Consider the following 20537-nt stretch of genomic DNA (forward strand, 5'->3'; position numbering starts at 1 on the left):
ATATTCAGCTATGAGCGATCTTTTCCCCAAAAAGGGCCATGATCACGACAGATGTGTGCATAGCGCACTTGCGCAGGCAGAGAAAGTCTGTGACAGCGAAAATGCGCGCTTTACCGACATGCGCCGCAAGGTCTTTACCCTGATCTGGCAATCGCACAAGGCGGTGACGGCCTATGAGTTGCTCGATGCGCTGACCGCCGAAGGGCAACGGGTTCAGCCGCCAACGGTTTATCGCGCGCTGGAATTCCTGACCGAGCTTGGTCTGGTGCACAGAATTGAGTCGCTTAATGCCTATTTCGGCTGTGATAGACCTGATTGCGAACATCTGGGGCAGTATTTCATCTGTACCGATTGCGGGCGCGTGGCCGAGGCGGTTAATGAGGATATGAGCAACGCGGTGCGCAAGGCGGCGCGCAGTGTCGGCTTTACCATTCAGGCGACCACGGTCGAGATCAAGGGGCTGTGCCATGACTGCGCCACTCATTGAAGGCCGTGACCTTGTTCTGTCCTTTGGTAACGAGCGCGTCCTTGATCAGGTATCGCTTGCCATCCATCCGGGCGAGATCATTACCCTGATCGGGCCGAATGGTGCCGGGAAATCAACACTGGTCAAGACGCTTCTGGGCTTGCAGAAAGCCGATAGCGGTGAAGTCGTGCGTAAACGCGGGCTTACGATTGGCTATGTGCCGCAAAAGCTTGCCATTGATCAGGTTTTGCCGATGACGGTGAAGCGGTTTCTGAGCCTGACCCGGTCCGTGAGCCGGGCGGATTGCGAAGTCGTTCTGGCGCAGGTCGGGGCAGGGCATGTGATTGACGCGCAGATGAGCCAGCTTTCAGGTGGCGAGACGCAGCGTGTGATGCTGGCCCGCACCCTTTTGCTGCGTCCGCATTTGCTGGTGCTCGATGAGCCGACTCAGGGCGTGGATGTTTCCGGGCAGGCGGAGCTTTATCGCCTGATTGACGAGATCCGCCGTGAACTTGATTGCGCCGTTCTGATGATTTCGCATGATCTGCATCTGGTGATGGCCAAAACCGATCAGGTGGTGTGCTTCAATCGCCATGTCTGTTGTTCGGGCATTCCCGAAACCGTGCGTCAGCATCCGGAATACCGGTCTTTGTTTGGCGTGCGCGAGGCCGATGCGATTGGTATCTATCACCACGAACATGATCACGAACATGATCTTTCGGGCCATGTTGTTGGCGGATGTGGTCACGATCATTCGCATGACCATGGGCATCACCATCATGCAGATGATCACGCGCATGATCACAATAAAGCCGTCAAAGAAGGGGCGGGAACAAACCAATGATGGATGATTTCCTGTTTCGTGCCGTTTTGGGCGGTGTTTTGCTGGCCGTCGTTTGTGGCCCGTTCGGCGCCTTTATCGTCTGGCGACGCATGGCATTCTTTGGCGACATGCTGGCGCATACGGCATTGCTGGGGGTGGCGCTTGGTCTTCTGATCGGGGTCGATGTGCGGATCGGCATGATCGCGACCTGTCTTGCGGCCGCGCTTATTCTGGCCTATGGCCAGCGGCAATCGCGGATTGGCAGTGATACGGTGCTGGGCATGCTGGCCCATTCCACGCTGGCACTGGGTATGGTCGCGCTTGCCTTTGTGCAAGGGGTTGCTGTTGATCTGATGGCTTATCTGTTTGGAGATATTCTGGCGGTCAATACCGGGGATATCTTGCTTTTGGCGGTTGGCGGGGCCTTTGTTCTTGGCATCCTTGCATGGATGTGGCGGCCTTTGCTTGCGCTGACAGTCAGCCCTGAGATTGCCGCGGCCGAAAGCATTCCGGTCGAACGGCTGCGTTTGATCTTCATGCTTCTGATGGCACTTGTGATTGGCATGGCGATCAAGATTGTCGGGGTCTTGCTGATTACAGCCCTTCTGATCGTCCCGGCCGCCAGTGCGCGTTTCTTTGCCCGCACACCTGAACAGATGGCGGTTGGGGCCGGTCTGTTTGGTGCGGCATCGGTTCTGGCGGGGATTTCCCTGTCCTGGCATGTCGATACGCCTGCCGGGCCAAGCATCGTGATTTCGGCCGCGGCGATCTTTGTTGCCAGCGGCATTGTGATGAGTGCCAAGCGCCACTTTGCAGGTGGCTAAAGCGTTATCACTGCAAACGCGGTGATCAGCCCGGCACCCGATTCCGTAAAGCGCAGATAGAACCGCGTGAAAGGATATCGGCGTGCCGCAGCAATCATCAACAGATCGTAATCCAGTATCCGCTTCGGCTTTCTTTGCGTCCATCCCGGTCCCCGCGCGTTGGTTCGGGCTAAGTGGCGCGATCCCGTTTGTTGTCTTGTCAATTGGCGGGGCATTCTTGTCGGGTGCACATCAGTCATTGGCCTATTTCACCCTTGTCGCCTATGGCGCGGTGATTTTGTCATTTCTGGGCGGCGTGCATTGGGGAAGGGCAATAAATGCCTTTGATAAGGGCAGTGGTGCCGACAAGTTCCTGTGGGTTTCGCTTGGCATCAGTGTGGTGCCGTCGCTTATCGGATGGTTGACACTGCTTGTGCCGCTGGCGATTGGGTTGCCCGTTTTGGCGGCGAGCTTTGCGGCCATGCTGTTGATTGACTTGCAGACAGTGAAAGGCGGTCAGTTTCCGACGTGGTATGGCAACTTGCGCGTCATCCTGTCGGTGATTGTGATTGCGTCGCTTTTGTTTGCGTGGCTCTAAGACCACGAAGGTTTACAGGCTTGAACAGAAAAGGGCGCTGAAAGTTCAGCGCCCTTTGTCATTTTCGGGTTCAGGCCGTTTTGAGCCGCGCGAACCCGGCTTCAAGATCGGCGATCAGATCATCGGGGTCTTCAAGGCCGATATGGAGCCGGACCAGCTGACCATCGTCGTCCCATTTGGTGGCGGTGCGGATTTTGGCCGGGTCTGAGGGCAGGATCAGGCTTTCAAAACCGCCCCAGCTAAAGCCCATGCCAAACAGCTCCATGTTATCGACCATATTGGCAAGCTGGGCCTTTTCAACCGGCTGCATGACAAAGGAAAACAGGCCACACGCGCCCGAGAAATCGCGCTTCCAGATGGCATGGCCCGGATCATCGGGCAGACCCGGGTGGAGGACGCGTTTGACTTCCGGGCGGGTCTGCAACCAGTTCGCGACCTTAAGGCCGCTTTCGTGGTGCTGTTTCAGGCGCACGGCAAGGGTGCGAAGGCCACGCTGGGCGAGGTAACAATCATCCGGACCAACCGCGTCACCGGAAATCAGGACCTGCTTCTTGATGGTCAGAAGGTCTTCCTCGGTCGCGGTCGTGATGGTGCCCAGCATGACATCCGAGTGACCGACAATGTATTTGGTACCGGCCTGAACAGACACATCAACACCCAGTTCAAACGGGCGGCACAGGATCGGGGAAGCCCAGGTGTTATCAAGCATTACCTTTACATTGCGCGCATGCGCGGCCTTGGCGATGGCTGGAATATCCTGCATTTCAAAGGTCAGCGACCCCGGGCTTTCGCACCAGACAAGGGCAGTGTTATCGCGAATAAGGCCCGCAATGTCGCCGCCAATCGCCGGATCATAATATTCCGTCTCGACCCCGAACTTCTTAAGAAAGGTATTGCACAGGTTGCGAGTCGGGAAATAAGCGCTGTCGGTGATCAGGATATGATCGCCGGGCTTTACAAAGGCGAGGATGGCATTGGTAATCGCCGAAACGCCCGATGAAACGCACAGCGTGCCATAGCCACCTTCAAGTTCGGCAACGGCTTCTTCGAGCAGAAAGCGCGTCGGGGTGCCGTGGCGGCCATAGGTCGTTTTTCCGGGGACGGAGGCACCAGCCTTTTCAAGTTCTGCCAGGCTGTCAAACAGGATGGTCGAGGCATGCAGAACCGGCGGGTTGACCACGCCGTGATACTGGCTGGAACGGCGACCGGCATGGACCAGTTTGGTTGCGGTATGTTTGGGGCTTTGCGATGACATAACAGGCGGTTCTCCTTGGGCGCGACGTCTTATGCTTCAAAGACAAACCACCTTGGCGGCGGCCATTCAAGGCTTTTTGTGTCAAAGCCATTGTTAATGCCTGATATCAGGCTATTTTTTACAGGCAATAACAGCAGCGAATGACACAGAATACAGCAAGGGGGCCCCGTGATTGAACTTCAGGATTTTCGCACTGCGCGCAAGGCGATATCAGACCATATGCGCCTGACCCCGGTGTTTGCGGCCAGTAATTTTGGCGATATATCGGGCTTTGTCGCACGTGATCGCATCCCCGAGATGTTCCTGAAACTTGAAAACATGCAGGTCAGCGGATCCTTCAAGGCACGCGGGGCCATGAATGCTGCACTGGCCCTTGAACCCGAACAAAGATCAGCCGGGCTGTGCACCGCATCGGGTGGCAACCATGGCATGGGTGTGATCAATGCGGCCCGCACACTGGGTGTACCGGTGAAAATCTTCCTGCCGACCAATACACCACAGCCCAAAGTCAAAAAACTGCGCGCGCAGGGGGTTGATGTGGCTTTGATCGGGGCGGTTTGGGACGACGCCAACCGTGCCGCGATGGAACACGCACATGAAAGCGGTATGGCCTATATCCATCCATTCGCCGATCCCAAGGTGATTGCCGGGCAGGGAACCATCGCGCTTGAGCTTTTAGAACAGCAACCCGACCTTGATACACTGGTCGTGGCAATTGGTGGTGGTGGACTGATTGCCGGTGTGGCGACAGCCGCACGCTTGTTGCGCCCATCGATCCGGGTGATCGGTGTGGAGCCGACCGGGGCGGCAACCCTGTTCGAAAGCCTTAAGGCCAACGAGGTCGTGACTTTGCCCAGCGTGAACACCGCCGCCACCAGTCTGGCGCCGCGTCAGTCATCCGCACTTAATGTCGATCTGATTGGCAGGAATGTGGATCGCATCGCGTTGGTCAGTGACGAGGAAATGCAAAAATCTGCCAAGTGGCTTTGGAAAGAGTTTGGCATTTCGGTCGAGCTTTCCGCCGCCGCCGGTATTGCCGCCGTCATGAATGATCGCCTGGGTGATCCCAATCCGGGGCGGGTCGGGGTGATCGTGTGCGGAACCGGTGTGGATGGTTTTGAGTAGGGATAAATAAAAAGGGATGAAACCAAACGGTTTCATCCCTTTTTAAACCAGACGCCAGTCCGATAGGACTGGCGCGGAAATATATAGCGTCGCAAACCGCCAAAGAGCAAAAAGCTCTCCGGTGCGGAATTACATCTTCGGCTCGACCACCTGACGACCACGGTACATACCGGTGTTCGGGTCAATGTGGTGCGGGCGATGCAGTTCGCCGGTCTCTTTGTCTTCGCGGTACGAGCCCTTGGCGAGCTTGTCATGCGAGCGACGCATGCCCTGACGGGACTTGGTCACTTTTTTCTTTGGCACTGCCATGGGTCATCATCCTCTGGCTTGGGTAAACTCAGGCGCGCTTGTTACCGTGCGCGGTCGGGAAAGTCAACGATCAAAGTGTCGGAATCTGCATTATTTGCATTTTCCGGATCACTTTCGCGATCAGGTGTATCGCTCGCTGGATGACCATCATGATCGACATGGTGGTCGATATGCGGGATCAGTCCTGTATCGCGCGGATCATCAACAATATCGGTTCGGCGATCATATATAGCAAATCCTGCCTTTTGGTAAGCCCCAAGTGCACTTGGATGATCAAGTGTGCAGGTATTGACCGTAATGCGGGTGGGCTTGAAGCTCCAGGCGGTATCAATCGCCCAATCCAGCAGGTATTTGCCAAAGCCCTTGCCGATGAATTCCGGCATCAGGCCCATATAGTGCAGATCAATGACGTTATCCGATTCAAAGTCCGTCAGATCAAGCTCGGCAAAGCCCGCGGGCACACCGGCAACATAAAGCACATAAACATGCGTTTCCTGCTTGGCGAGGATCGCGGAGAGTTCTTCGTCGCTCATCAGGCGGCGTAACCACCACAGCCATGGTTCGCCGACCGTATTATATAGGTAGCGATAAAATGACAGGGTCGGGTTTTCGGCCCGGATGATCGCGACCTTGCCGGGCGGGACGATGGCTGGCGCGCGTTCTGGCGGGCTTTGCATTTCAAGGAAGCTGATCACAACTTCCAGCTTGCGCGGATTGGATGGGGTCATTGGGCTAAACTCTTGCGCATTATTTTGTTTTGGTGCGGATCAGGATCAGCCTGATCGGTGACGCTTGCTATAAAGTCATAGCCGAGTTTGGCGTAAAAATCACCCGCTGCGGCATTTTCAATCGTGATCCGGATTTCACTTAAGCCCGAAAGACGCAGGATATCCTCGGCCAAAGTTACCAGTTCGCGGCCAATGCCGCCTCCTTGGGCGTGTTCAGCAATTGCCAGATAATGAATCCAGCCAAAGACAGTGTCATGGCCGGTCATCATGGTGGCAAAGATTTGCTGATCATCTGGCATGCGCGCGACAATCAGGCTGCCGTTATCGGCCGCAATACAGTTTTCAATATCCTGCCGTGCATCGCGAATCGCCGGGATCAGGCCGGTCGCAATCCAAAGGCGGGTGATGGCGGCAATATCGTCGTTAGTAGGGGCTTTAAGCTGTTCAAGTCTGATGCCCGCGCCATCGGCGGTATGGTTGGTCATATCCGGACCGAACGGGGATGGGGCGGGCATCGGGTTTCTCTTTTTAAATGTGTGATACGGACGGGGCCGGATGGTCAGGCCGGGCCGGTATCAACCGGGCTGTCTTCCGTGGTGGCCCATTCCGCCCAGGATCCGTCATAGACCGCGACCTGTTTGTGGCCGGAAATATAGGCCCCCATGGCAAGGACACAGGCGGTAACGCCCGAACCACAGCTTGCAACAATCGGTTTGTTGAGATCGACACCTGCTGCGTCGAACGCGGCCTTGATTTCATCCGCCGACTTGAACGTGCCATCAGCATTCAGAAGTTCGGTAAAGGGCAGGTTGTAGGAGCCGGGAACGTGGCCAGATTTGCCCCACGGGTCGTCAACTTCACCACGGAACCGCTCGCCTGCGCGCGCATCCACCAGCTGTTCGCGTTTGGTTTTGACGTTCGATAGAACCTGATCATATTCACGCAGCAAAAAGCTGTTGGCGCGTGCGGTAAAGTGGCGTTCGCGCGGCGGGGTCGGTGCATCAGTGACCGGGCGTCCCTCGGCGATCCATTTTGGCAGGCCGCCATCGAGCACGACGACATCGTGGTGGCCAAAATGACGCAGCATCCACCATGCACGGCAGGCGGCAAGGGCGGAACCCTTTTGGCTATAGACAACCACACGGACACCATCGCCGAGGCCAAGTTTGCGAACCTTGGCGGAAAACTTGATTGCATCGGGCATCATGTGTGGCAGCGGGGCGCTGTCATCGGCGGCAATATCATCGATATCAAAGAAAACTGCGCCCGGAATGTGTTCGGCATCATAGAAGTCGCGGGCATTCTTGTTTTCGGCTGGCATGTACCAGCTGGCATCGACGACGCGCACATCCGGTGCATCAAGGTGATCCGCAAGCCATTGGGTGGACACAAGGGCGTCGGAAAGTGGGTTGGTCATGGACAAGCTCCGATTGACGGTGGTGGATTTCCGGTTGGTTCCGGGATTGTTTTAAATTTGGTCCTGAATCTATTTAAATTTGTAACGGTCCTGCCGCTTGCTGGCAACTGGCAGTCAAACCGGATGGTGGTGATCCGTATGTTTGCTGGTTGCCAATTGCAAATGGCATCAGTCGTCAAATACGATATTGATCCGTCGGTTCTGGCGGCCTTTCTTTTCGATCTTGGAAACCATGACCTTGCCGATCTCGCCGGTTTTGCGCACATGGGTACCGCCACAGGGTTGGAAATCGATCCCTTCGATGGTGACGGTCCGGATGGAATGTCCGTCCATTGGCGGCTGTACCGACATGGTGCGCACCAGTTCCGGGTTGGCTTTAAGCTCGGCCACGGAGATTTCCCCGTCATAGACATCGGCATCGCGTGCGATCAGTTCGTTAAGCTTCTCACTGATTTCATCCTTATCGAGCGTGAGCTCTGGCAGGTTGAAGTCCAGCCGCGCCTTGTGGGCAGCGATATTGCCGCCCGTGACATCGCCTTCGATCACAGCACACAGAAGATGCAGGCAGGTGTGAAAGCGCATCAGCTTGTGGCGGTTGTCCCAATCAAGTTCGGCTGTGATCGTATCGCCAACCGCGGGCAGGGGATGATCATCAGCAATGATGTGCAAGATACGCCCGGTTTCGCGATCCTTGACCGTGGTAACGACGGGAAGGGTCGTGCCATCGCTAAGGGTTAGTGTACCGATATCACCCGATTGGCCGCCAGCGGTCGCGTAAAACACCGTTTGATCAAGTTCAATGCCGCGATCTGAAATGCTGGTGACGGTGGCATTGCAATTCTGTGCATAGGCGTCTTCGCGAAACATCAGGCGTGTCATGTTTTCTGGTCTCCCGTTGGTGGCGGTTGATGGCGTTCTTGATTTTACCGCCCGGCGTTTGGTGCCGGGGCGTCCGTTCGTCGCACAGGATTGGTGCGAAAGGATTGATTGCCGGGATTATGGTGCGGTGGCGGACCGGCAATTGTCGAGGCCAAAGTTACGGCAATCCGTCGGCTGGTATGTAAGTTAGTATACATAAATGTAATATTGATGTTGAAAATTATACGTAATGTATGGTATCGCTGCGTTGTGTTTCAGGAGTGATATAGCCGTGCCAGCCATTATCCATGTCAAGCTTTCCGGTGAAGGGGACTTCGGGCCAGTCGATCTCGAATGTGCGATCCCGCCTGCGCGTTTGCCGGTGGTTATGGCTGCTTTGTTCGGGCAGGCGCCGTCAGTGCCGGGTATGGCTGTTGGCGCGGTGCGTGGTTCTGTACCTGGTGTTTCGGGTGGCGGTCACCCGCGCGATAACGGCGCGGTTGATGGCTTCGCCAAGGAAGGTGCGGGGGGCAAGGTGGATGATCGCGCCGTGACCGCAGCCAGTAGCGTGCCGGGGGCGGGCGAGACATATGGTGCCATTGGATATACAGGCGATGCGGCATTTTCCGGCGCAATAGATCCCGGCATGTTCATTACGGGATTTGTTGGCAGTTTTGCCGATCTGGTCGGACGCCTGCAACCGCGTGGCTTTGCCGAGATAATCTTGCTGGCGGCAATCTGGCTGCAATATCGCGACAGCAGGAGTTTTGTAACGCGCGGTGATGTCCGCCGGCTTTTGCGCCGCCAGGATCACCTGCGGATGCCGCGCAATTTTAGCCGGGATTTCCATGTGGCCGTGGCAAGAGGCTACCTTGAAGAGGTCGAGGGCGAGGACGGTTACACCGTTGCTGCTGATGGCTTCCGCTGGTTTCGTGACGAGTGTATAAAATAATACAAAAAGTCGAAAAAGATATTGACGTTATGTATGTTTGTTGTATCTTTTTTAGCAGGGACAAACAAAAACGGGTGGGACCAAATCATGAGCGCGTGGGAAGTCAGAAGCAGCTGCCGGGTATGGCGGGGCCGTTATGTCATTCGTGGCGATGTTGATCGTATTGCCAACGACATTGTCGAACTTCAGCAAAACCGGTTCCCGGGGCTTGATGCGGAAAAGGTTTCGCTTCGGGTTGTGACCATGGCGGTGATGTCGGTTCTGGCCGAGGAATGCTGTGAAGACGGGGTGACCGCGGCCGAACTTTCCTTCCTTTTGACCACTTGCCTCGGAATGCCGATTTCGCCGACCCGGATTGAACGGGAAATGGAAGGTCTTTCTGGTCTTGTCTGGACCGGACAGTGGGGTGGTGAAACCCTGTATGTCATGGAAAAACGTGGTTTGCGCTTCTTTGAAAGTGCACGTGCCAGGGCGCTTTGCGAAGACGGAAATGTAAACGCCAAGGACCGCGAAGGTGTTGCCGCCAGCGAAGCACAGGACGCGGTGAATGCCATGATCGATCCCGCCATCATCAGCGAACCGGCAGTGCATGCCCGCTATCGGGTTGTCAGCTAGGATCTTCGCTTTTAGGTCAGGCATCAATGTTTCGTTGCACCCGCCGGTTTTGCTGGCGGGTGTTTTCTTTGGCGTGGGGGGGGCAACAAGCGGCTTGACCAAACGAAAAAAGCGCCATATGCATAAAAGCATGGAAAACATTATTACACATCAGAACGCCTATTTTACGTCGTGCACATAGCGCGGCGCCTGTTGATGTGTTTGTAAATTAAACCAAGACCGGCTGCCCCAGGGCGGCCTTTGTTTTTTCCATAAACCGGTTTGCCCGAGGTGGCTTCACCAACAAGGAAACCGGAAAATGACCCATATCTCTCTTGCTGATCGCATGCCGACACTTGATTTCACGCCCAATGCCCTGAAAGACGGGATCGGGGTGGTGCCGCTTATTCTGATGGCCGGTTTTGCCGAGACCAGCACGGCGGCAAGTGAACTGGTTGCACGTGGTGCTGTCACCATCGAAGGCAAACAGATCATTGATCCCGACCATCATATCCTGAGCTACGCCTTTGATGATGGCGAAGTGCTGCGCCTTACGGTTGGGGGCAACAGCACGATGCTGATCCGGCGCGCGGACTGAACCGGATGGGGTATCTGTTGCGGGATATGGGCGATGTTGCTGGTGATGTCAGAACAGCGACATTTGCCCGTTCGCGCTGGGACGTTTGAAACCGCCGCAATCAAGGTTGAGAGACCGGTTGGTCAGGCCATGCTTTTTGCGGGCAGCCTCAAAACGTTTGGTGATCAGATCGGCAATCGGGCCGGTGCCGCGCATGCGGGTGCCAAATTCCGACTGATAGGTTTGGCCATCGCGCATCTGACGGATCAGCGACATCACCTTTGCCTTGCGATCAGGGTAATGGGCCTCTAGCCATTCTTCGAACAGATCGGCGATTTCAAGCGGCAGGCGCAAGACGATGTGACCAATCGATTGCGCACCGGCGTCCTTGCAGGCTGCAACGATCTTTTCGATCTCCGTATCATTCAGGCCCGGAATAACCGGCGCACAAAGGACGGTGACGGGAATGCCGGCATCTGACAGTTTTCGGATGGCCTCAAGCCTGCGGTGTGGGGCAGAGGCACGGGGTTCCAGAAGGTTTGACAGCCGGTGATCAAGGCTTGTGACGGATACTGCCACCGATGCCCGGTTTCGGGCGGCCATCGGGGCAATCAGATCAATGTCACGGGTGACCAGTGCGCTTTTGGTGATCAGCGAAAAGGGATGTTGGCAATCGGCCAGAACTTCGATGATCGACCGCGTCAGTCGCTTGTCGCGGTCAACTGGCTGATAGGGATCGGTACTTGTGCCAATCACGATCGGGGCGGGTTGATAGGCTTTTGACGACAGCTGCTTGCGCAAAAGCTCGGCGGCTTCCGGTTTCCAGAAAAGTCTGGTTTCAAAATCAAGACCGGGCGACAGACCCAGATAGGCATGGGTCGGGCGCGCAAAGCAATACACACAGCCATGCTCACAGCCACGATAGGGGTTGATCGAGCGATCAAACGGGACATCCGGGCTTTGATTGCGGGTGATCACAGAACGCGCACCATCTATGCCAAGGGTGGTTTTGGTGCGTGGGGCGTCCTGATCTTCCATCAATGTGCCCAGCCATCCGTCATCAACCGCCTGATGGATATGACGTTCAAATCGCCCGTCAATATTGGACATCGCGCCGCGTCCCTTTTGTCCGCGGGCGGGCAAGATGTTCAGATCACATTTCGCGTTTGACCATCCATCATCAAAAGTGACAGCGCGAGTGTGGGCGTGGGGTTGGCTGATATTGTTCTTCATACGCTCACAATAAAGAACAAAAGAAGAACATTCAAGCCAAAGCCGATATGTCCATGTTTCTACGGTATCGCGTTATGGACAGGCGCTGCCGTCTACCGCGGTGCCGTCTACCGTGACTGAGCCAGTAACGGTGGGAAGGGTTCCGCCGCCGTCACCACATGGGTTGAGGTTATTGGTGGTGTTACCTGTCCCTGACAGGTTGTTTATGGTTGATGAATTGGCGAAGAATACAAATCGCTTGTCGAAGCCTGCTCCGCTCACGGAAAGCTTGTTGTCATCGATGCTGATGTTGGAATTGTTGCCGATAATCGCCAGGAATCGGGCACCATTTGCATTGGAGGTAATGGATGAAACATTATTCTTGATCGTAACATCCTGGCTGTCTCTGATTATGATAGCCCCTGCTGTTGAGGTGTCGTTCTGCGTTGTCAGTTTGTTGTCCCGAATGGTAACATTCTGCTTTCCTTCGATGTGGACGATGTATGCTGACCCGGTTGTTGTGTTAACGTTCGCGGTCACACCAACCAGGCTGCTGTTATCGGCCATGTTAAAGAGACGTGCACCACCACCGGTGCCGCCATTGCTGCCGGTGCCCGAGATTGATGCATCCGGAATGGTGACCGTAACCGACCGTCCTGTCGGGGTTTTGATGTCGAGTGCGCCACCCCCGACAATTGTTTGTCCACTTTGAACCGTTGTGACGGAATTGATTGCGGTGTAATTGCCGCTCAGGATTACGGTGGAATTGGCACCTGCATTGGCAATGTCAGTGGCAAAGTTCGCCGCCGATGTCGAGTTGCTGTTCAGAACTGTGATCGTTTCCCCGTCCGCAGTCTGGGTGATTTCACTTGCTTCTGAAAACTGTCCGGCCTGACTGACCACATCAATGTCGCGAATGATGGGATCGGTCATGCGCCGTTCCATCGCGTTCAGGCGGGGTTTCGGCGTATCGCCGAAGCCTTGCAACGGGATACGAAGGCGGAAGCTGGCAAAGCCCTGCGTGCCCCGTGGGCTGTCATGCTGAATTTCCGCCCCGAGCGAAAAGCGCGACCCTTCCCACAAAAAGGGGACTTCTTCAAAGGTCAGGTCCAGTCGCCCACGCGGACCCTGTACCGTATCAACACCGTCTTCCGTAAAGCGATAGCCACCAGCATAGGCACGGAGTTGCTGTCCGGCATCAGCCGCAAATAACGGAATGCGCCAGCCAATTTCCCCGTCAAAGCCACGTAATGCGCGTTCTTCACCCTGATTGTACATCAAGGTGGTGCCGCTTACATCAACAGTACTCAGACTGTCTTCCATGTATTGTGTGGTGCCGATCGGGACATAGGCATTGGCGCGAAAATCCCAATCAAGCGACAGGGCCTCTGCGCCGAAGGTCAATTGGTTGAATTTGTTGCCATAGGGGCTGTGACGGCGGTCAAAATAACCATAGCCGCCAATGTTCCATCCCGAATCAAGCATCTGACGGATGCCAAGACCGAAGTTCCCTTCGTGGCTGTTATTGTCATCCATCCGGGCGCGCAGGCTGGTGAAGGTCAATGTGTCCTCATCCTGCCAAAGAGGAATGAACAGGTCCGTCTCGCCAAGGTTACGATCCGTTCCGCCTTTGCCTTCGAGGTCAACATGCGGTCCCCATTTTGGGCCGGGTGGTTCTGCGGCGGCATGGGCAACGGGTGCAGCTAGCAGCAAGGGGGCGCTAAGAAAGATAGAAAGGATGGATCGGGTAACGTGCATGTTTAACCTAGTCAGCAGGGCTCACATTGCGCCTGCGGGGGCAGGCACATTGCCAAGACATCAGAAGATTTTGCTCGTGGGGAGTTTCGTGCCCCGCCGTCGCATGGCTTTTGCCATATTGATTTTGTCGTAACGACCGTAGTGCCGCCTGATCCTGACGGCCACTTCTATTCTTTATCATTTTGGCAGAAGTTATCATTTTCCTGATCCCGGCAGGCTGACCGGACCGGGCAAGGAAAATGTATGGTCACAATGATTTTCTTGTTGGTTGATCAAGGCGGGATATAGTCAAGGCAAGGTGCGAAACGTCATCAGTCAATGCGCACCGTTTGATCATTTGCAAAGGATCGCGCCATGGATTGGTCACAGGTTTTGAGTTTTGCGCTGGTTGCGTCACTGCTTGTTATGTCGCCGGGGCCCAATGGCGTGCTGGTCGCCAAGACCGTCCCGACATCCGGGCGCGCGGCCGGGATGGCCAATGTGGCCGGATTTGTGACGGCCTTCTACCTGCACGGGACTTTGTCGATCCTTGGTATTTCGGTCATCCTTGTGCAATCGGCACAGGCCTTCATGATCGTGAAGTTTTTGGGGGCAGCTTATCTGTGCTGGGTCGGCTTCAAGGCATTGCGCGATGCGTGGCGCGGGGTGAAAACGGTTGCTGATGTGTCACCGGCAAAGCGCAAACGCACCCTGATCAAGGCCTATGGCGAGGGATTTCTGACCAATGCGCTGAATCCGAAAGTCTCGATCTTTTATCTGGCAGCGTTTCCGCAATTCATCCCGGTGGGAGAGGGGGCGGTGACATCGGCCTTCATGCTGGTCTGCCTGCATGCGGCGATCAACGCCATCTGGTTTATAGCCATGATCATGTTGCTGGCGCGTCTCACGCGTTTTGCTGGCAATGGTCGTTTCCAGCGCGCGCTTAAGGCAACCACCGGGGCCGTGTTTATTGCCTTTGGCGTCAAGCTGGCAGCCCTTCGCCCCTAAGGTTCGTCCAAGATATTTTTGAAAGCCCGTCGGTCAGATTGATCGGCGGGCTTTTTATTTGCGCACGACAATCAGCGCCATGACAGCACAAAACAGGGCAAACAGAATGTCGCTTGCAGCGATGTTGTCTGTCACCAGTGCCTCAAACGCCGCGATTGGTAGAATGATCGAGGTCAGGACCAGAAAGACCGGATTAAACAGTTTGTTTTTCATGTTACGCGCCCCCGTTCATCGTCGTGATCAAAAGTATGCCCAGCGCCATGAAACCGCAAAGTGCGGTCAGGATGACACCGGTTTTAAGAACGACCGAAAGCACTGGTCCTTCCTTTCCTGACAGGCCCACTGTTGAACAGCCAACCAGAATTTTTGACGGCGCCAGCATGCTGCCAAGTGATGCGCCCGTTGCCTGGGCGGCCAGAACAAGGGCGGTTGAAAGGCCGGAAAGTTCGGCAGTGTGGCGCTGGAACATGCCAAAGACAACGTTGGAATTATTCGTGCTGCCGGTCATGAAGGCACCCAGCGCGCCAATTGCCGGTGCAATCACCGGATAGGCAATGGCAAACGCCCCGGAAAAGACCGCAGCCCCGCCTTCGGCCAGGGCATAGGTCATGCCGGCATGGTCCATGATGATGGCAAGACCGATCACCGGCACCATGCCGATGCTGGTCGGAAGGCCGCTTTTCAGCGTGCGTTGCCAGATACGTTTACCAATGCGGTCATCGTAATGACCGCGCAGCTTAAAGAACGTGAAGCTGATGGCGGCGGTATAAAGCAAAAGCGCGCCCGGATGGCCAAAGATCGCGATGGCCTTGGCACTTTCGGCTTCGATCACCCAACCGGTTGCAGTGGCCGTTTCCGGGAACTCAAGCGTGAAGCGGATCTTGCCAAGCAGCATCTCGACTGCAGGAACAAAGGTCGCCATGGTGACCAGCACGATAAACACCAGATAGGGGGTCAGTGCCTCGATCAAGGGCATGTGCTGATGATCATCGGCAACCTGCTCAGCGACATCATCGGGATGCGGTTTCCAGAACCGGGTCACAATGATGGAGGCGACAAGCCCGGAGATCCCGGCGGTCAAGCCACCCAATGTCCAGACGCCGTAATTGGCCATGAAATACTGCACAACGCCCATGACGCCGGAAATCAGGACCAGCGGCACAATGCGACGGCGAATGGTGCTGAACCCGCCATCAAGCCACAAAACAGCCGCCCCACACATAAAGCCCGACAGGCCAAGAAGGATTGCCGAATAATGGGTTAGTTCGGTACCCGGAATGCCGGTAACACCAATCAGTGCCTCGAACGAAGTCGCCATATTGCCAAACAGCACTGACCAGCTATGACCGATCATCGGGGCAGCAACCGCCAAAACCGGTGAGAAACCCATGCCAAGCAAAAGCGGTGCTACAACGGCAATCGGAACGCCGAAGCCCGCAACGCCCTGAAGGAAGCTTGCGAACACGTAGCCCAAGATCAAAAGCTGTAGTGGCCGATCATCCGTGAGTGATCGAATGGCACGCCCGATGGTTTTGATCGCGCCGGCTTCTTCGGCCGCGAAATACAGGATCAGTGCGGCCCAGACGATATAAAGGATGTAAAGGGCCAGCATCACGCCCTTGGCCTGGGCAATGATCAGCATGTCGGTCGGCGCGCCAAAGAAGAACACTGCTAGGATGACGGTAACAAACCAGGCAGCCGCACCAGCACGCGCAGCGCCCCAGTTGACCTTGATCATCAGAAACAGAATGGTCGCAATTGGCAGGGCTGCCAGCAGGAAGTTGGTCATGAAGGGCGCACCATAACCTTTTGAAACAAGGGGCTATCGTTGAAGTCTTCAACGGGACGCGCATATTGTCCGACCAATGATGCAAGCGCAAGTGGTGTGTTCTGGTATTTCGTATGATGAAAGCAAAATGCCGGATTCACTCGGGAACCCGGCATTTGCAAAAACAAGGTGTCGCTTGGTCTTAGGCGCAGTCTTTGTTCTCGGACTTTGCATTCATTTCGCCAAACAGCTCGGCAGCGATTTCAAAGGATTTCAGGCGTGCCGTCTGATCATAGATGTTGGCGGTGACCATGATTTCGTCTGCCTTGGTTATATAGGCAAATTCGCGCAGTTTCTTGCGCACCGTATCGCGCCCGCCAATCGCGGCATAGCGCATGGCGTGATCAACGCCAGCCTTTTCGACGCGGTTCCAGATTTCGCTCATATCCTTGACAGGTTTTGGCAATTGGCCTGGCGTCCCGCGGCGCAGGTTCAGGAACTGCTGCTGCATCGAGGTGGCCAGATATTCGCCTTCCTCGTCGGTATCGGCGGCAAAGAAGCCCATCGCGGCAACCGCATAGGGCTTATCAAGTGCTTCGCTTGGCTCAAACCGGTTGCGATAAAGGGTCAGCGCATCCATCAGCATGTCGGGCGCAAAGTGCGATGCAAAGGCAAAGGGCAGGCCAAGACGGGCGGCGAGGTCAGCTGAAAACAGGCTGCTGCCCAAAAGCCACATCGGGACCTGCGAGCCATAGCCCGGCACGGCCCGGATTGGTGGATTGCCTTCAAGCGGGGCAAGGAATGCCTGTACCTGCAGGACATCCTGAATGAAGCGTTCCTCGGACCCATGCATGTCACGGCGAAGGGCGGCTGCGGTGCGTTGATCCGTGCCCGGCGCACGGCCAATGCCCAGATCAATACGGCCCGGATGAAGTGCATCAAGGGTGCCGAACTGTTCGGCAATTACCAGCGGCGCATGGTTGGGTAGCATGACGCCACCTGACCCAACGCGGATGGTTTTGGTACCCGCCGCGACATGGGCCATGACAACAGACGTCGCGGCACTGGCGATGCCGGGCATATTGTGATGTTCGGCCAGCCAATAACGATGATAGCCAAGCTTTTCGGCATGTTGGGCGAGTGCCAGCGTATTTCGCAACGCATCGGAGGGATGTTCACCCGCATTTACCGGGCAAAGATCAAGAAGGGAATATCTTAGCATAGCCAGACTTTCGGTTTGGCGCGGGCATCACAGAAATAGACTTCAGCGGCGCGCCTGATTTCACAGTTGGCATTAATCTAGCGTGAATGAACCATCTTGCCAGTCCCTAACTGGAATGTTCATATACAGGCACAATCAAGGGACGTTGAAAATGTTGATTATTCTTGGTGGATTGCCCGGTGTCGGCAAAACGTCAATTGCCAGATTGGTGGCTCAGGAACTTGGCGCGATCCATCTGCGAATTGATACAATCGAGCAGGCAGTTATTGATTGCGGTGTCGTACCATCCGATGAAATGGGCCCGGTTGGGTATGTCGCTGCAAACCGGATCGCGACAGATAATTTGCGCCTTGGCCACCTTGTGATCGGCGATGCGGTAAATCCGATCGAATTATCCCGCGCCGCGTGGCGAGAAGCCGCGATAATCGCAGACAAGCCTTTTGTGCAGATTGAACTGATTTGTTCTGATGTTGATGAGCATCGTTACCGGGTTGAAACCCGAAAGGGTGACATAGAAAACCTGAAACTGCCCGACTGGCAAAAGGTATGTGATCGTGAATATCACCCCTGGCCGGATGTGGATCTGGTGATTGACACCGCGGCCCAATCCCTTTGTGCTTCTTCTGACATACTTGTCAGTTTTGTTCGGAAGAAGATCGCCAGTATCTGAATTAAAACATAGCTATTCGTCTATTCATCAATTCTTGGTTGCCGATGGGCGGCGAGCGCACGGCTGACGAAATTGCGAAGAGCAATCGAGATATCATTGCTGCGATAGGCCAGCGACAACTGCGCAATGGGCACTTCGCCTTCAATTTCGCGATAGGCGACACCCTTTGCCTGAAGCTGCGTCATTGGTTTGGGGACCAGTGAAAAGCCAAGCTCGGCCGCAACGAAATTGATTACGGATCCGAGCTGTGGCGCGATCTGGCCCATTTGCGGCTCAAACCCGGCGTCACGGCAGGCGGTGACAACCTTGTCGTAATGGGTTGGCCCAACCGCACGCGGGGTCAGGATCAGGGCCTCGTCACGGAGTTCTGACAGGGCGACTTTTTCACGTTGGGCGGCCGGGTGGCCGGAGGGTAGGACAAGCACCATCGGTTCGCTTGAAATCACATGCAGGCGAATGCCATCGCCCGCAATCGTATCTTGTCGCAGGAACACCGCATCAAGACGTTCATCGCGCAGGCCGGCGACAAGTTGGGCGGAGTTGGCTTCTTCGAGTGTCATCTCAACGCCGGGGTAACTGCGCCGGAAGTCACGGAAGACGCGTGGGACAGACGGGCTGAATGCGGCGGACGCCGTGAATCCCACCCGGATCGATCCGACTTCGCCGCGTCCGGCGCGTTGGGCAGCACGAATGGCGCGCTCTGCCAGATCGGGAAATTGGGCGACGACCTCAAGAAACGCCGTTCCGGCCTCGGTCAGTTCGGCACCATGCGGAACACGATGAAAAAGGGCGGTGCCGATTTCATTTTCCAGATCGCGGATTTGCTGACTAAGCGGTGGCTGCCCGATGCCGATGCGGGCCGCAGCACGGGTAAAATTCCCCTCGCGGGCGACGGCAAGGAAGTAGCGGATATGGCGCAGTTCCATTGATGATATATCCAAAAGATATCAAAGAAGACAGTTCCATATATTGGACGGATAGACGCGATAGTGCAATCATAAGCGTCACCCCACGAACCATTCCAAAAGAGGTCGCAAATGTCTGTTTCCCGGGACACTGACCCAGAACAACATTCTGATAGTGCTGCTGATACGGCGTCATCTGATGCAACGCCCCCCATACGTTCGCAAAGCCCGCTCGCGTCCACCAACGCAAATGCGTCTGGCGATCCGGTTTGGATAAAGCCGGGATCGGCCGCATTTCGCCGTATCAGCATTGCACTGTTTTTGGCCGGATACGCGACCTTTTCGCTGATTTACTGTGTGCAGCCACTGTTGCCGGAACTTGCAAGCCACTTTGTGGTTGGGCCAGCTGAAAGCTCGCTTGCACTCTCGTTGACCACCGGGTTTCTGGCCTTTGCCATTTTGTTGGCCGGTGCGGTGTCCGAGGCCGTCGGGCGCAAGCAGCTGATGCTGATTTCTATCTGCGTGGCATCTGTTTTGAACCTGATCGCGCCATTTCTGTCCGACTGGCACGCCTTTCTTGTTGTGCGTGCACTGGAAGGCCTGATGCTGGGCGGGGTTCCGGCCGTTGCCATGGCTTATTTGGGCGAGGAAATAGATCCCAAGGGCCTTGGCATGGCGATGGGCATCTATATCAGCGGGACGGCGATCGGCGGCCTGAGCGGCCGTGTCGTGATCGGTTTTCTGACCGATCTGTTCGGCTGGCACATTGCCCTTGGCGCGATGGGGACATTGGGCCTTGTCGCGGCCCTTGGGTTTGCCGTTCTGTTGCCGGCATCGCGCAACTTTGTCCGGCGTCCCGGTTTTCAGGTGGGGTATCACCTGCGGGCCTGGGGCGGGCATCTGAAACATGCGGGCTTGCCGTTCGTGTTTCTGATCGGGGCCTTTGCCATGGGCTGCTTTGTCACCGTGTTTAACTATGTTGGTTTCCGTCTTTTGGATGCGCCCTATGGCCTGTCGCAAAGTCAGATCGGGTTGATCTTTGTGGTCTATCTGTGCGGGTCGGTGACCTCATCGATTGCCGGTGCGCTATCTGACAAGATCGGGCGTGGCTCGGTGCTGGTGGTGGGGCTGTTGTTGGCGGCCCTTGGTGTCGGACTGACCGTATCTGACAGCCTGTCGGTGATCATTGGCGGGATTATCATCCTGACCAGTGGTTTTTTCGTTGCCCATTCGATTGCCAGTGGCTGGGTCGGGCGACTTGCCGAAACGGCCAAGGGACATGCATCATCGCTGTATCTTCTGGCCTATTATTTGGGCTCCAGCATCATGGGATCGGTTGGTGGCTGGTTCTGGGATCAGGGCGGATGGAACGCGGTGGCGGGCTTTGCTGGATCGTTGTTGCTCTGCGCGCTGCTCTGCGGGCTTTATCTTTGGGTGCGTGCGGCGCAGGATCTCCGCCAATCCCGAAACGAGGTTGCCCGCGCGACCTGACCAAAATAAAACCCCCGCC

The 20537-nt window shown here is 55.8% G+C and carries 23 protein-coding genes; 11 read left to right on the forward strand and 12 right to left on the reverse strand.

Annotated elements, in window-relative coordinates:
* Positions 1–10: 10 nt before the first annotated feature.
* From WBY09_RS09400 to WBY09_RS09415, 4 genes are all read left to right on the forward strand, one after another.
* Entirely contained in the window at positions 11–487 is a 477-nt protein-coding gene (locus WBY09_RS09400) for a Fur family transcriptional regulator (protein WP_008890884.1), read from the forward strand.
* Entirely contained in the window at positions 468–1310 is an 843-nt protein-coding gene (znuC, locus tag WBY09_RS09405) for a zinc ABC transporter ATP-binding protein ZnuC (RefSeq protein ID WP_336232590.1), read from the forward strand. Before WBY09_RS09400 ends, znuC begins: the two co-directional genes overlap by 20 nt.
* Complete coding sequence (locus WBY09_RS09410; RefSeq protein ID WP_336232591.1) at positions 1307–2113, forward strand: metal ABC transporter permease; 807 nt, start codon at positions 1307–1309, stop codon at positions 2111–2113. Before znuC ends, WBY09_RS09410 begins: the two co-directional genes overlap by 4 nt.
* Positions 2114–2195: 82 nt before the next feature.
* Positions 2196–2690 carry a DUF3429 domain-containing protein gene (locus WBY09_RS09415; protein ID WP_197145086.1) on the forward strand — a complete coding sequence of 165 codons (495 nt, stop codon included), beginning with the start codon at positions 2196–2198 and terminating at the stop codon, positions 2688–2690.
* A 70-nt stretch (positions 2691–2760) separates the two neighbouring features.
* On the opposite strand, the gene metC is transcribed toward WBY09_RS09415, so the two are convergent.
* On the reverse strand, positions 2761–3945 hold the full coding sequence (gene metC, locus WBY09_RS09420; RefSeq protein ID WP_197145085.1) for a cystathionine beta-lyase: 1185 nt from the start codon (positions 3943–3945) through the stop codon (positions 2761–2763).
* Positions 3946–4113: 168 nt separating this feature from the next.
* Between metC and WBY09_RS09425 the strand changes: the two genes are divergently transcribed.
* The gene (locus WBY09_RS09425; RefSeq protein WP_197145084.1) at positions 4114–5070 is read left to right on the forward strand and encodes a threonine ammonia-lyase; all 957 of its coding nucleotides are present in this window, start codon (positions 4114–4116) and stop codon (positions 5068–5070) included.
* A 129-nt stretch (positions 5071–5199) separates the two neighbouring features.
* Here the strand turns inward: WBY09_RS09425 and rpmF are convergent, their stop codons facing one another.
* From rpmF to WBY09_RS09450, 5 genes are all read right to left on the reverse strand, one after another.
* Positions 5200–5379: a 50S ribosomal protein L32 gene (gene rpmF, locus WBY09_RS09430; RefSeq protein WP_007090029.1), complete on the reverse strand. Its 180-nt coding sequence runs from the start codon at positions 5377–5379 to the stop codon at positions 5200–5202.
* A 41-nt stretch (positions 5380–5420) separates the two neighbouring features.
* Positions 5421–6107 carry a GNAT family N-acetyltransferase gene (locus WBY09_RS09435; RefSeq protein ID WP_336232593.1) on the reverse strand — a complete coding sequence of 229 codons (687 nt, stop codon included), beginning with the start codon at positions 6105–6107 and terminating at the stop codon, positions 5421–5423.
* A complete protein-coding gene (locus WBY09_RS09440; protein ID WP_197145082.1) occupies positions 6104–6622 on the reverse strand; it encodes a GNAT family N-acetyltransferase in 519 nt (172 codons plus the stop codon). Before WBY09_RS09440 ends, WBY09_RS09435 begins: the two co-directional genes overlap by 4 nt.
* A 44-nt stretch (positions 6623–6666) precedes the next feature.
* Entirely contained in the window at positions 6667–7524 is an 858-nt protein-coding gene (sseA, locus tag WBY09_RS09445) for a 3-mercaptopyruvate sulfurtransferase (RefSeq protein ID WP_063089974.1), read from the reverse strand.
* A gap of 168 nt (positions 7525–7692) precedes the next feature.
* A complete protein-coding gene (locus WBY09_RS09450) occupies positions 7693–8403 on the reverse strand; it encodes an alanyl-tRNA editing protein (RefSeq protein WP_197145080.1) in 711 nt (236 codons plus the stop codon).
* 271 nt (positions 8404–8674) lie between these two features.
* Here WBY09_RS09450 and WBY09_RS09455 point away from each other — a divergent pair, with 271 nt between their 5' ends.
* The 3 genes from WBY09_RS09455 to WBY09_RS09465 all read left to right on the forward strand — a co-directional run bounded on the left by WBY09_RS09455 (position 8675) and on the right by WBY09_RS09465 (position 10526).
* Entirely contained in the window at positions 8675–9334 is a 660-nt protein-coding gene (locus tag WBY09_RS09455) for a hypothetical protein (protein ID WP_197145079.1), read from the forward strand.
* 87 nt (positions 9335–9421) lie between these two features.
* Complete coding sequence (locus WBY09_RS09460) at positions 9422–9949, forward strand: hypothetical protein (protein ID WP_040823776.1); 528 nt, start codon at positions 9422–9424, stop codon at positions 9947–9949.
* 298 nt (positions 9950–10247) lie between these two features.
* Positions 10248–10526, forward strand: a complete 279-nt coding sequence (locus tag WBY09_RS09465) for a tyrosyl-tRNA synthetase (RefSeq protein ID WP_197145078.1) — start codon at positions 10248–10250, stop codon at positions 10524–10526.
* A 48-nt stretch (positions 10527–10574) separates the two neighbouring features.
* On the opposite strand, the gene WBY09_RS09470 is transcribed toward WBY09_RS09465, so the two are convergent.
* Together WBY09_RS09470 and WBY09_RS09475 are read right to left on the reverse strand one after the other, a co-directional pair.
* The gene (locus WBY09_RS09470; RefSeq protein ID WP_336232595.1) at positions 10575–11738 is read right to left on the reverse strand and encodes a PA0069 family radical SAM protein; all 1164 of its coding nucleotides are present in this window, start codon (positions 11736–11738) and stop codon (positions 10575–10577) included.
* 72 nt (positions 11739–11810) lie between these two features.
* On the reverse strand, positions 11811–13430 hold the full coding sequence (locus WBY09_RS09475) for an inverse autotransporter beta domain-containing protein (protein ID WP_336232596.1): 1620 nt from the start codon (positions 13428–13430) through the stop codon (positions 11811–11813).
* Positions 13431–13829: 399 nt separating this feature from the next.
* Here WBY09_RS09475 and WBY09_RS09480 point away from each other — a divergent pair, with 399 nt between their 5' ends.
* Complete coding sequence (locus WBY09_RS09480; RefSeq protein WP_336232597.1) at positions 13830–14462, forward strand: LysE family translocator; 633 nt, start codon at positions 13830–13832, stop codon at positions 14460–14462.
* Positions 14463–14516: 54 nt separating this feature from the next.
* Here WBY09_RS09480 and WBY09_RS09485 read toward each other — a convergent pair whose 3' ends face one another.
* The 3 genes from WBY09_RS09485 to WBY09_RS09495 form a co-directional block, all read right to left on the reverse strand.
* Positions 14517–14675, reverse strand: coding sequence for a hypothetical protein (locus WBY09_RS09485; protein WP_157194096.1), 159 nt, complete (start codon positions 14673–14675; stop codon positions 14517–14519).
* 1 nt (position 14676) lies between these two features.
* Positions 14677–16251, reverse strand: coding sequence for an L-lactate permease (locus tag WBY09_RS09490; RefSeq protein ID WP_336232598.1), 1575 nt, complete (start codon positions 16249–16251; stop codon positions 14677–14679).
* Positions 16252–16432: 181 nt separating this feature from the next.
* Complete coding sequence (locus tag WBY09_RS09495) at positions 16433–17452, reverse strand: LLM class flavin-dependent oxidoreductase (RefSeq protein ID WP_197145073.1); 1020 nt, start codon at positions 17450–17452, stop codon at positions 16433–16435.
* An 82-nt stretch (positions 17453–17534) separates the two neighbouring features.
* On the opposite strand from WBY09_RS09495, the gene WBY09_RS09500 reads away from it, so the two are divergent.
* Positions 17535–18122 (forward strand): AAA family ATPase, encoded by a 588-nt coding sequence (locus tag WBY09_RS09500; RefSeq protein WP_252723917.1) that lies wholly within the window; start codon positions 17535–17537, stop codon positions 18120–18122.
* Between the two features lie 20 nt (positions 18123–18142).
* Here the strand turns inward: WBY09_RS09500 and WBY09_RS09505 are convergent, their stop codons facing one another.
* Positions 18143–19048, reverse strand: a complete 906-nt coding sequence (locus tag WBY09_RS09505; RefSeq protein WP_197145072.1) for a LysR family transcriptional regulator — start codon at positions 19046–19048, stop codon at positions 18143–18145.
* A 111-nt stretch (positions 19049–19159) separates the two neighbouring features.
* Here WBY09_RS09505 and WBY09_RS09510 point away from each other — a divergent pair, with 111 nt between their 5' ends.
* A complete protein-coding gene (locus WBY09_RS09510; protein ID WP_336232599.1) occupies positions 19160–20518 on the forward strand; it encodes an MFS transporter in 1359 nt (452 codons plus the stop codon).
* Positions 20519–20537: the final 19 nt, after the last annotated feature.

The sequence above is a fragment of the Thalassospira sp. CH_XMU1458 genome, from assembly GCF_037027205.1.
Lineage (GTDB): Bacteria > Pseudomonadota > Alphaproteobacteria > Rhodospirillales > Thalassospiraceae > Thalassospira > Thalassospira tepidiphila.

Bases quoted from the DNA above. Each gene is read 5' to 3' on its own strand.
- znuC (WP_336232590.1), top strand. From the start codon at position 468: ATGACTGCGCCACTCATTGAAGGCCGTGACCTTGTTCTGTCCTTTGGT.
- WBY09_RS09480 (WP_336232597.1), top strand. From the start codon at position 13,830: ATGGATTGGTCACAGGTTTTGAGTTTTGCGCTGGTTGCGTCACTGCTT.
- WBY09_RS09495 (WP_197145073.1), bottom strand. From the start codon at position 17,452: ATGCTAAGATATTCCCTTCTTGATCTTTGCCCGGTAAATGCGGGTGAA.
- metC (WP_197145085.1), bottom strand. From the start codon at position 3,945: ATGTCATCGCAAAGCCCCAAACATACCGCAACCAAACTGGTCCATGCC.
- WBY09_RS09450 (WP_197145080.1), bottom strand. From the start codon at position 8,403: ATGACACGCCTGATGTTTCGCGAAGACGCCTATGCACAGAATTGCAAT.
- WBY09_RS09510 (WP_336232599.1), top strand. From the start codon at position 19,160: ATGTCTGTTTCCCGGGACACTGACCCAGAACAACATTCTGATAGTGCT.
- WBY09_RS09435 (WP_336232593.1), bottom strand. From the start codon at position 6,107: ATGACCCCATCCAATCCGCGCAAGCTGGAAGTTGTGATCAGCTTCCTT.
- WBY09_RS09465 (WP_197145078.1), top strand. From the start codon at position 10,248: ATGACCCATATCTCTCTTGCTGATCGCATGCCGACACTTGATTTCACG.
- WBY09_RS09410 (WP_336232591.1), top strand. From the start codon at position 1,307: ATGATGGATGATTTCCTGTTTCGTGCCGTTTTGGGCGGTGTTTTGCTG.
- WBY09_RS09460 (WP_040823776.1), top strand. From the start codon at position 9,422: ATGAGCGCGTGGGAAGTCAGAAGCAGCTGCCGGGTATGGCGGGGCCGT.
- sseA (WP_063089974.1), bottom strand. From the start codon at position 7,524: ATGACCAACCCACTTTCCGACGCCCTTGTGTCCACCCAATGGCTTGCG.
- WBY09_RS09485 (WP_157194096.1), bottom strand. From the start codon at position 14,675: ATGAAAAACAAACTGTTTAATCCGGTCTTTCTGGTCCTGACCTCGATC.
- WBY09_RS09505 (WP_197145072.1), bottom strand. From the start codon at position 19,048: ATGGAACTGCGCCATATCCGCTACTTCCTTGCCGTCGCCCGCGAGGGG.
- WBY09_RS09400 (WP_008890884.1), top strand. From the start codon at position 11: ATGAGCGATCTTTTCCCCAAAAAGGGCCATGATCACGACAGATGTGTG.
- WBY09_RS09440 (WP_197145082.1), bottom strand. From the start codon at position 6,622: ATGCCCGCCCCATCCCCGTTCGGTCCGGATATGACCAACCATACCGCC.
- rpmF (WP_007090029.1), bottom strand. From the start codon at position 5,379: ATGGCAGTGCCAAAGAAAAAAGTGACCAAGTCCCGTCAGGGCATGCGT.
- WBY09_RS09490 (WP_336232598.1), bottom strand. From the start codon at position 16,251: ATGACCAACTTCCTGCTGGCAGCCCTGCCAATTGCGACCATTCTGTTT.
- WBY09_RS09470 (WP_336232595.1), bottom strand. From the start codon at position 11,738: ATGAAGAACAATATCAGCCAACCCCACGCCCACACTCGCGCTGTCACT.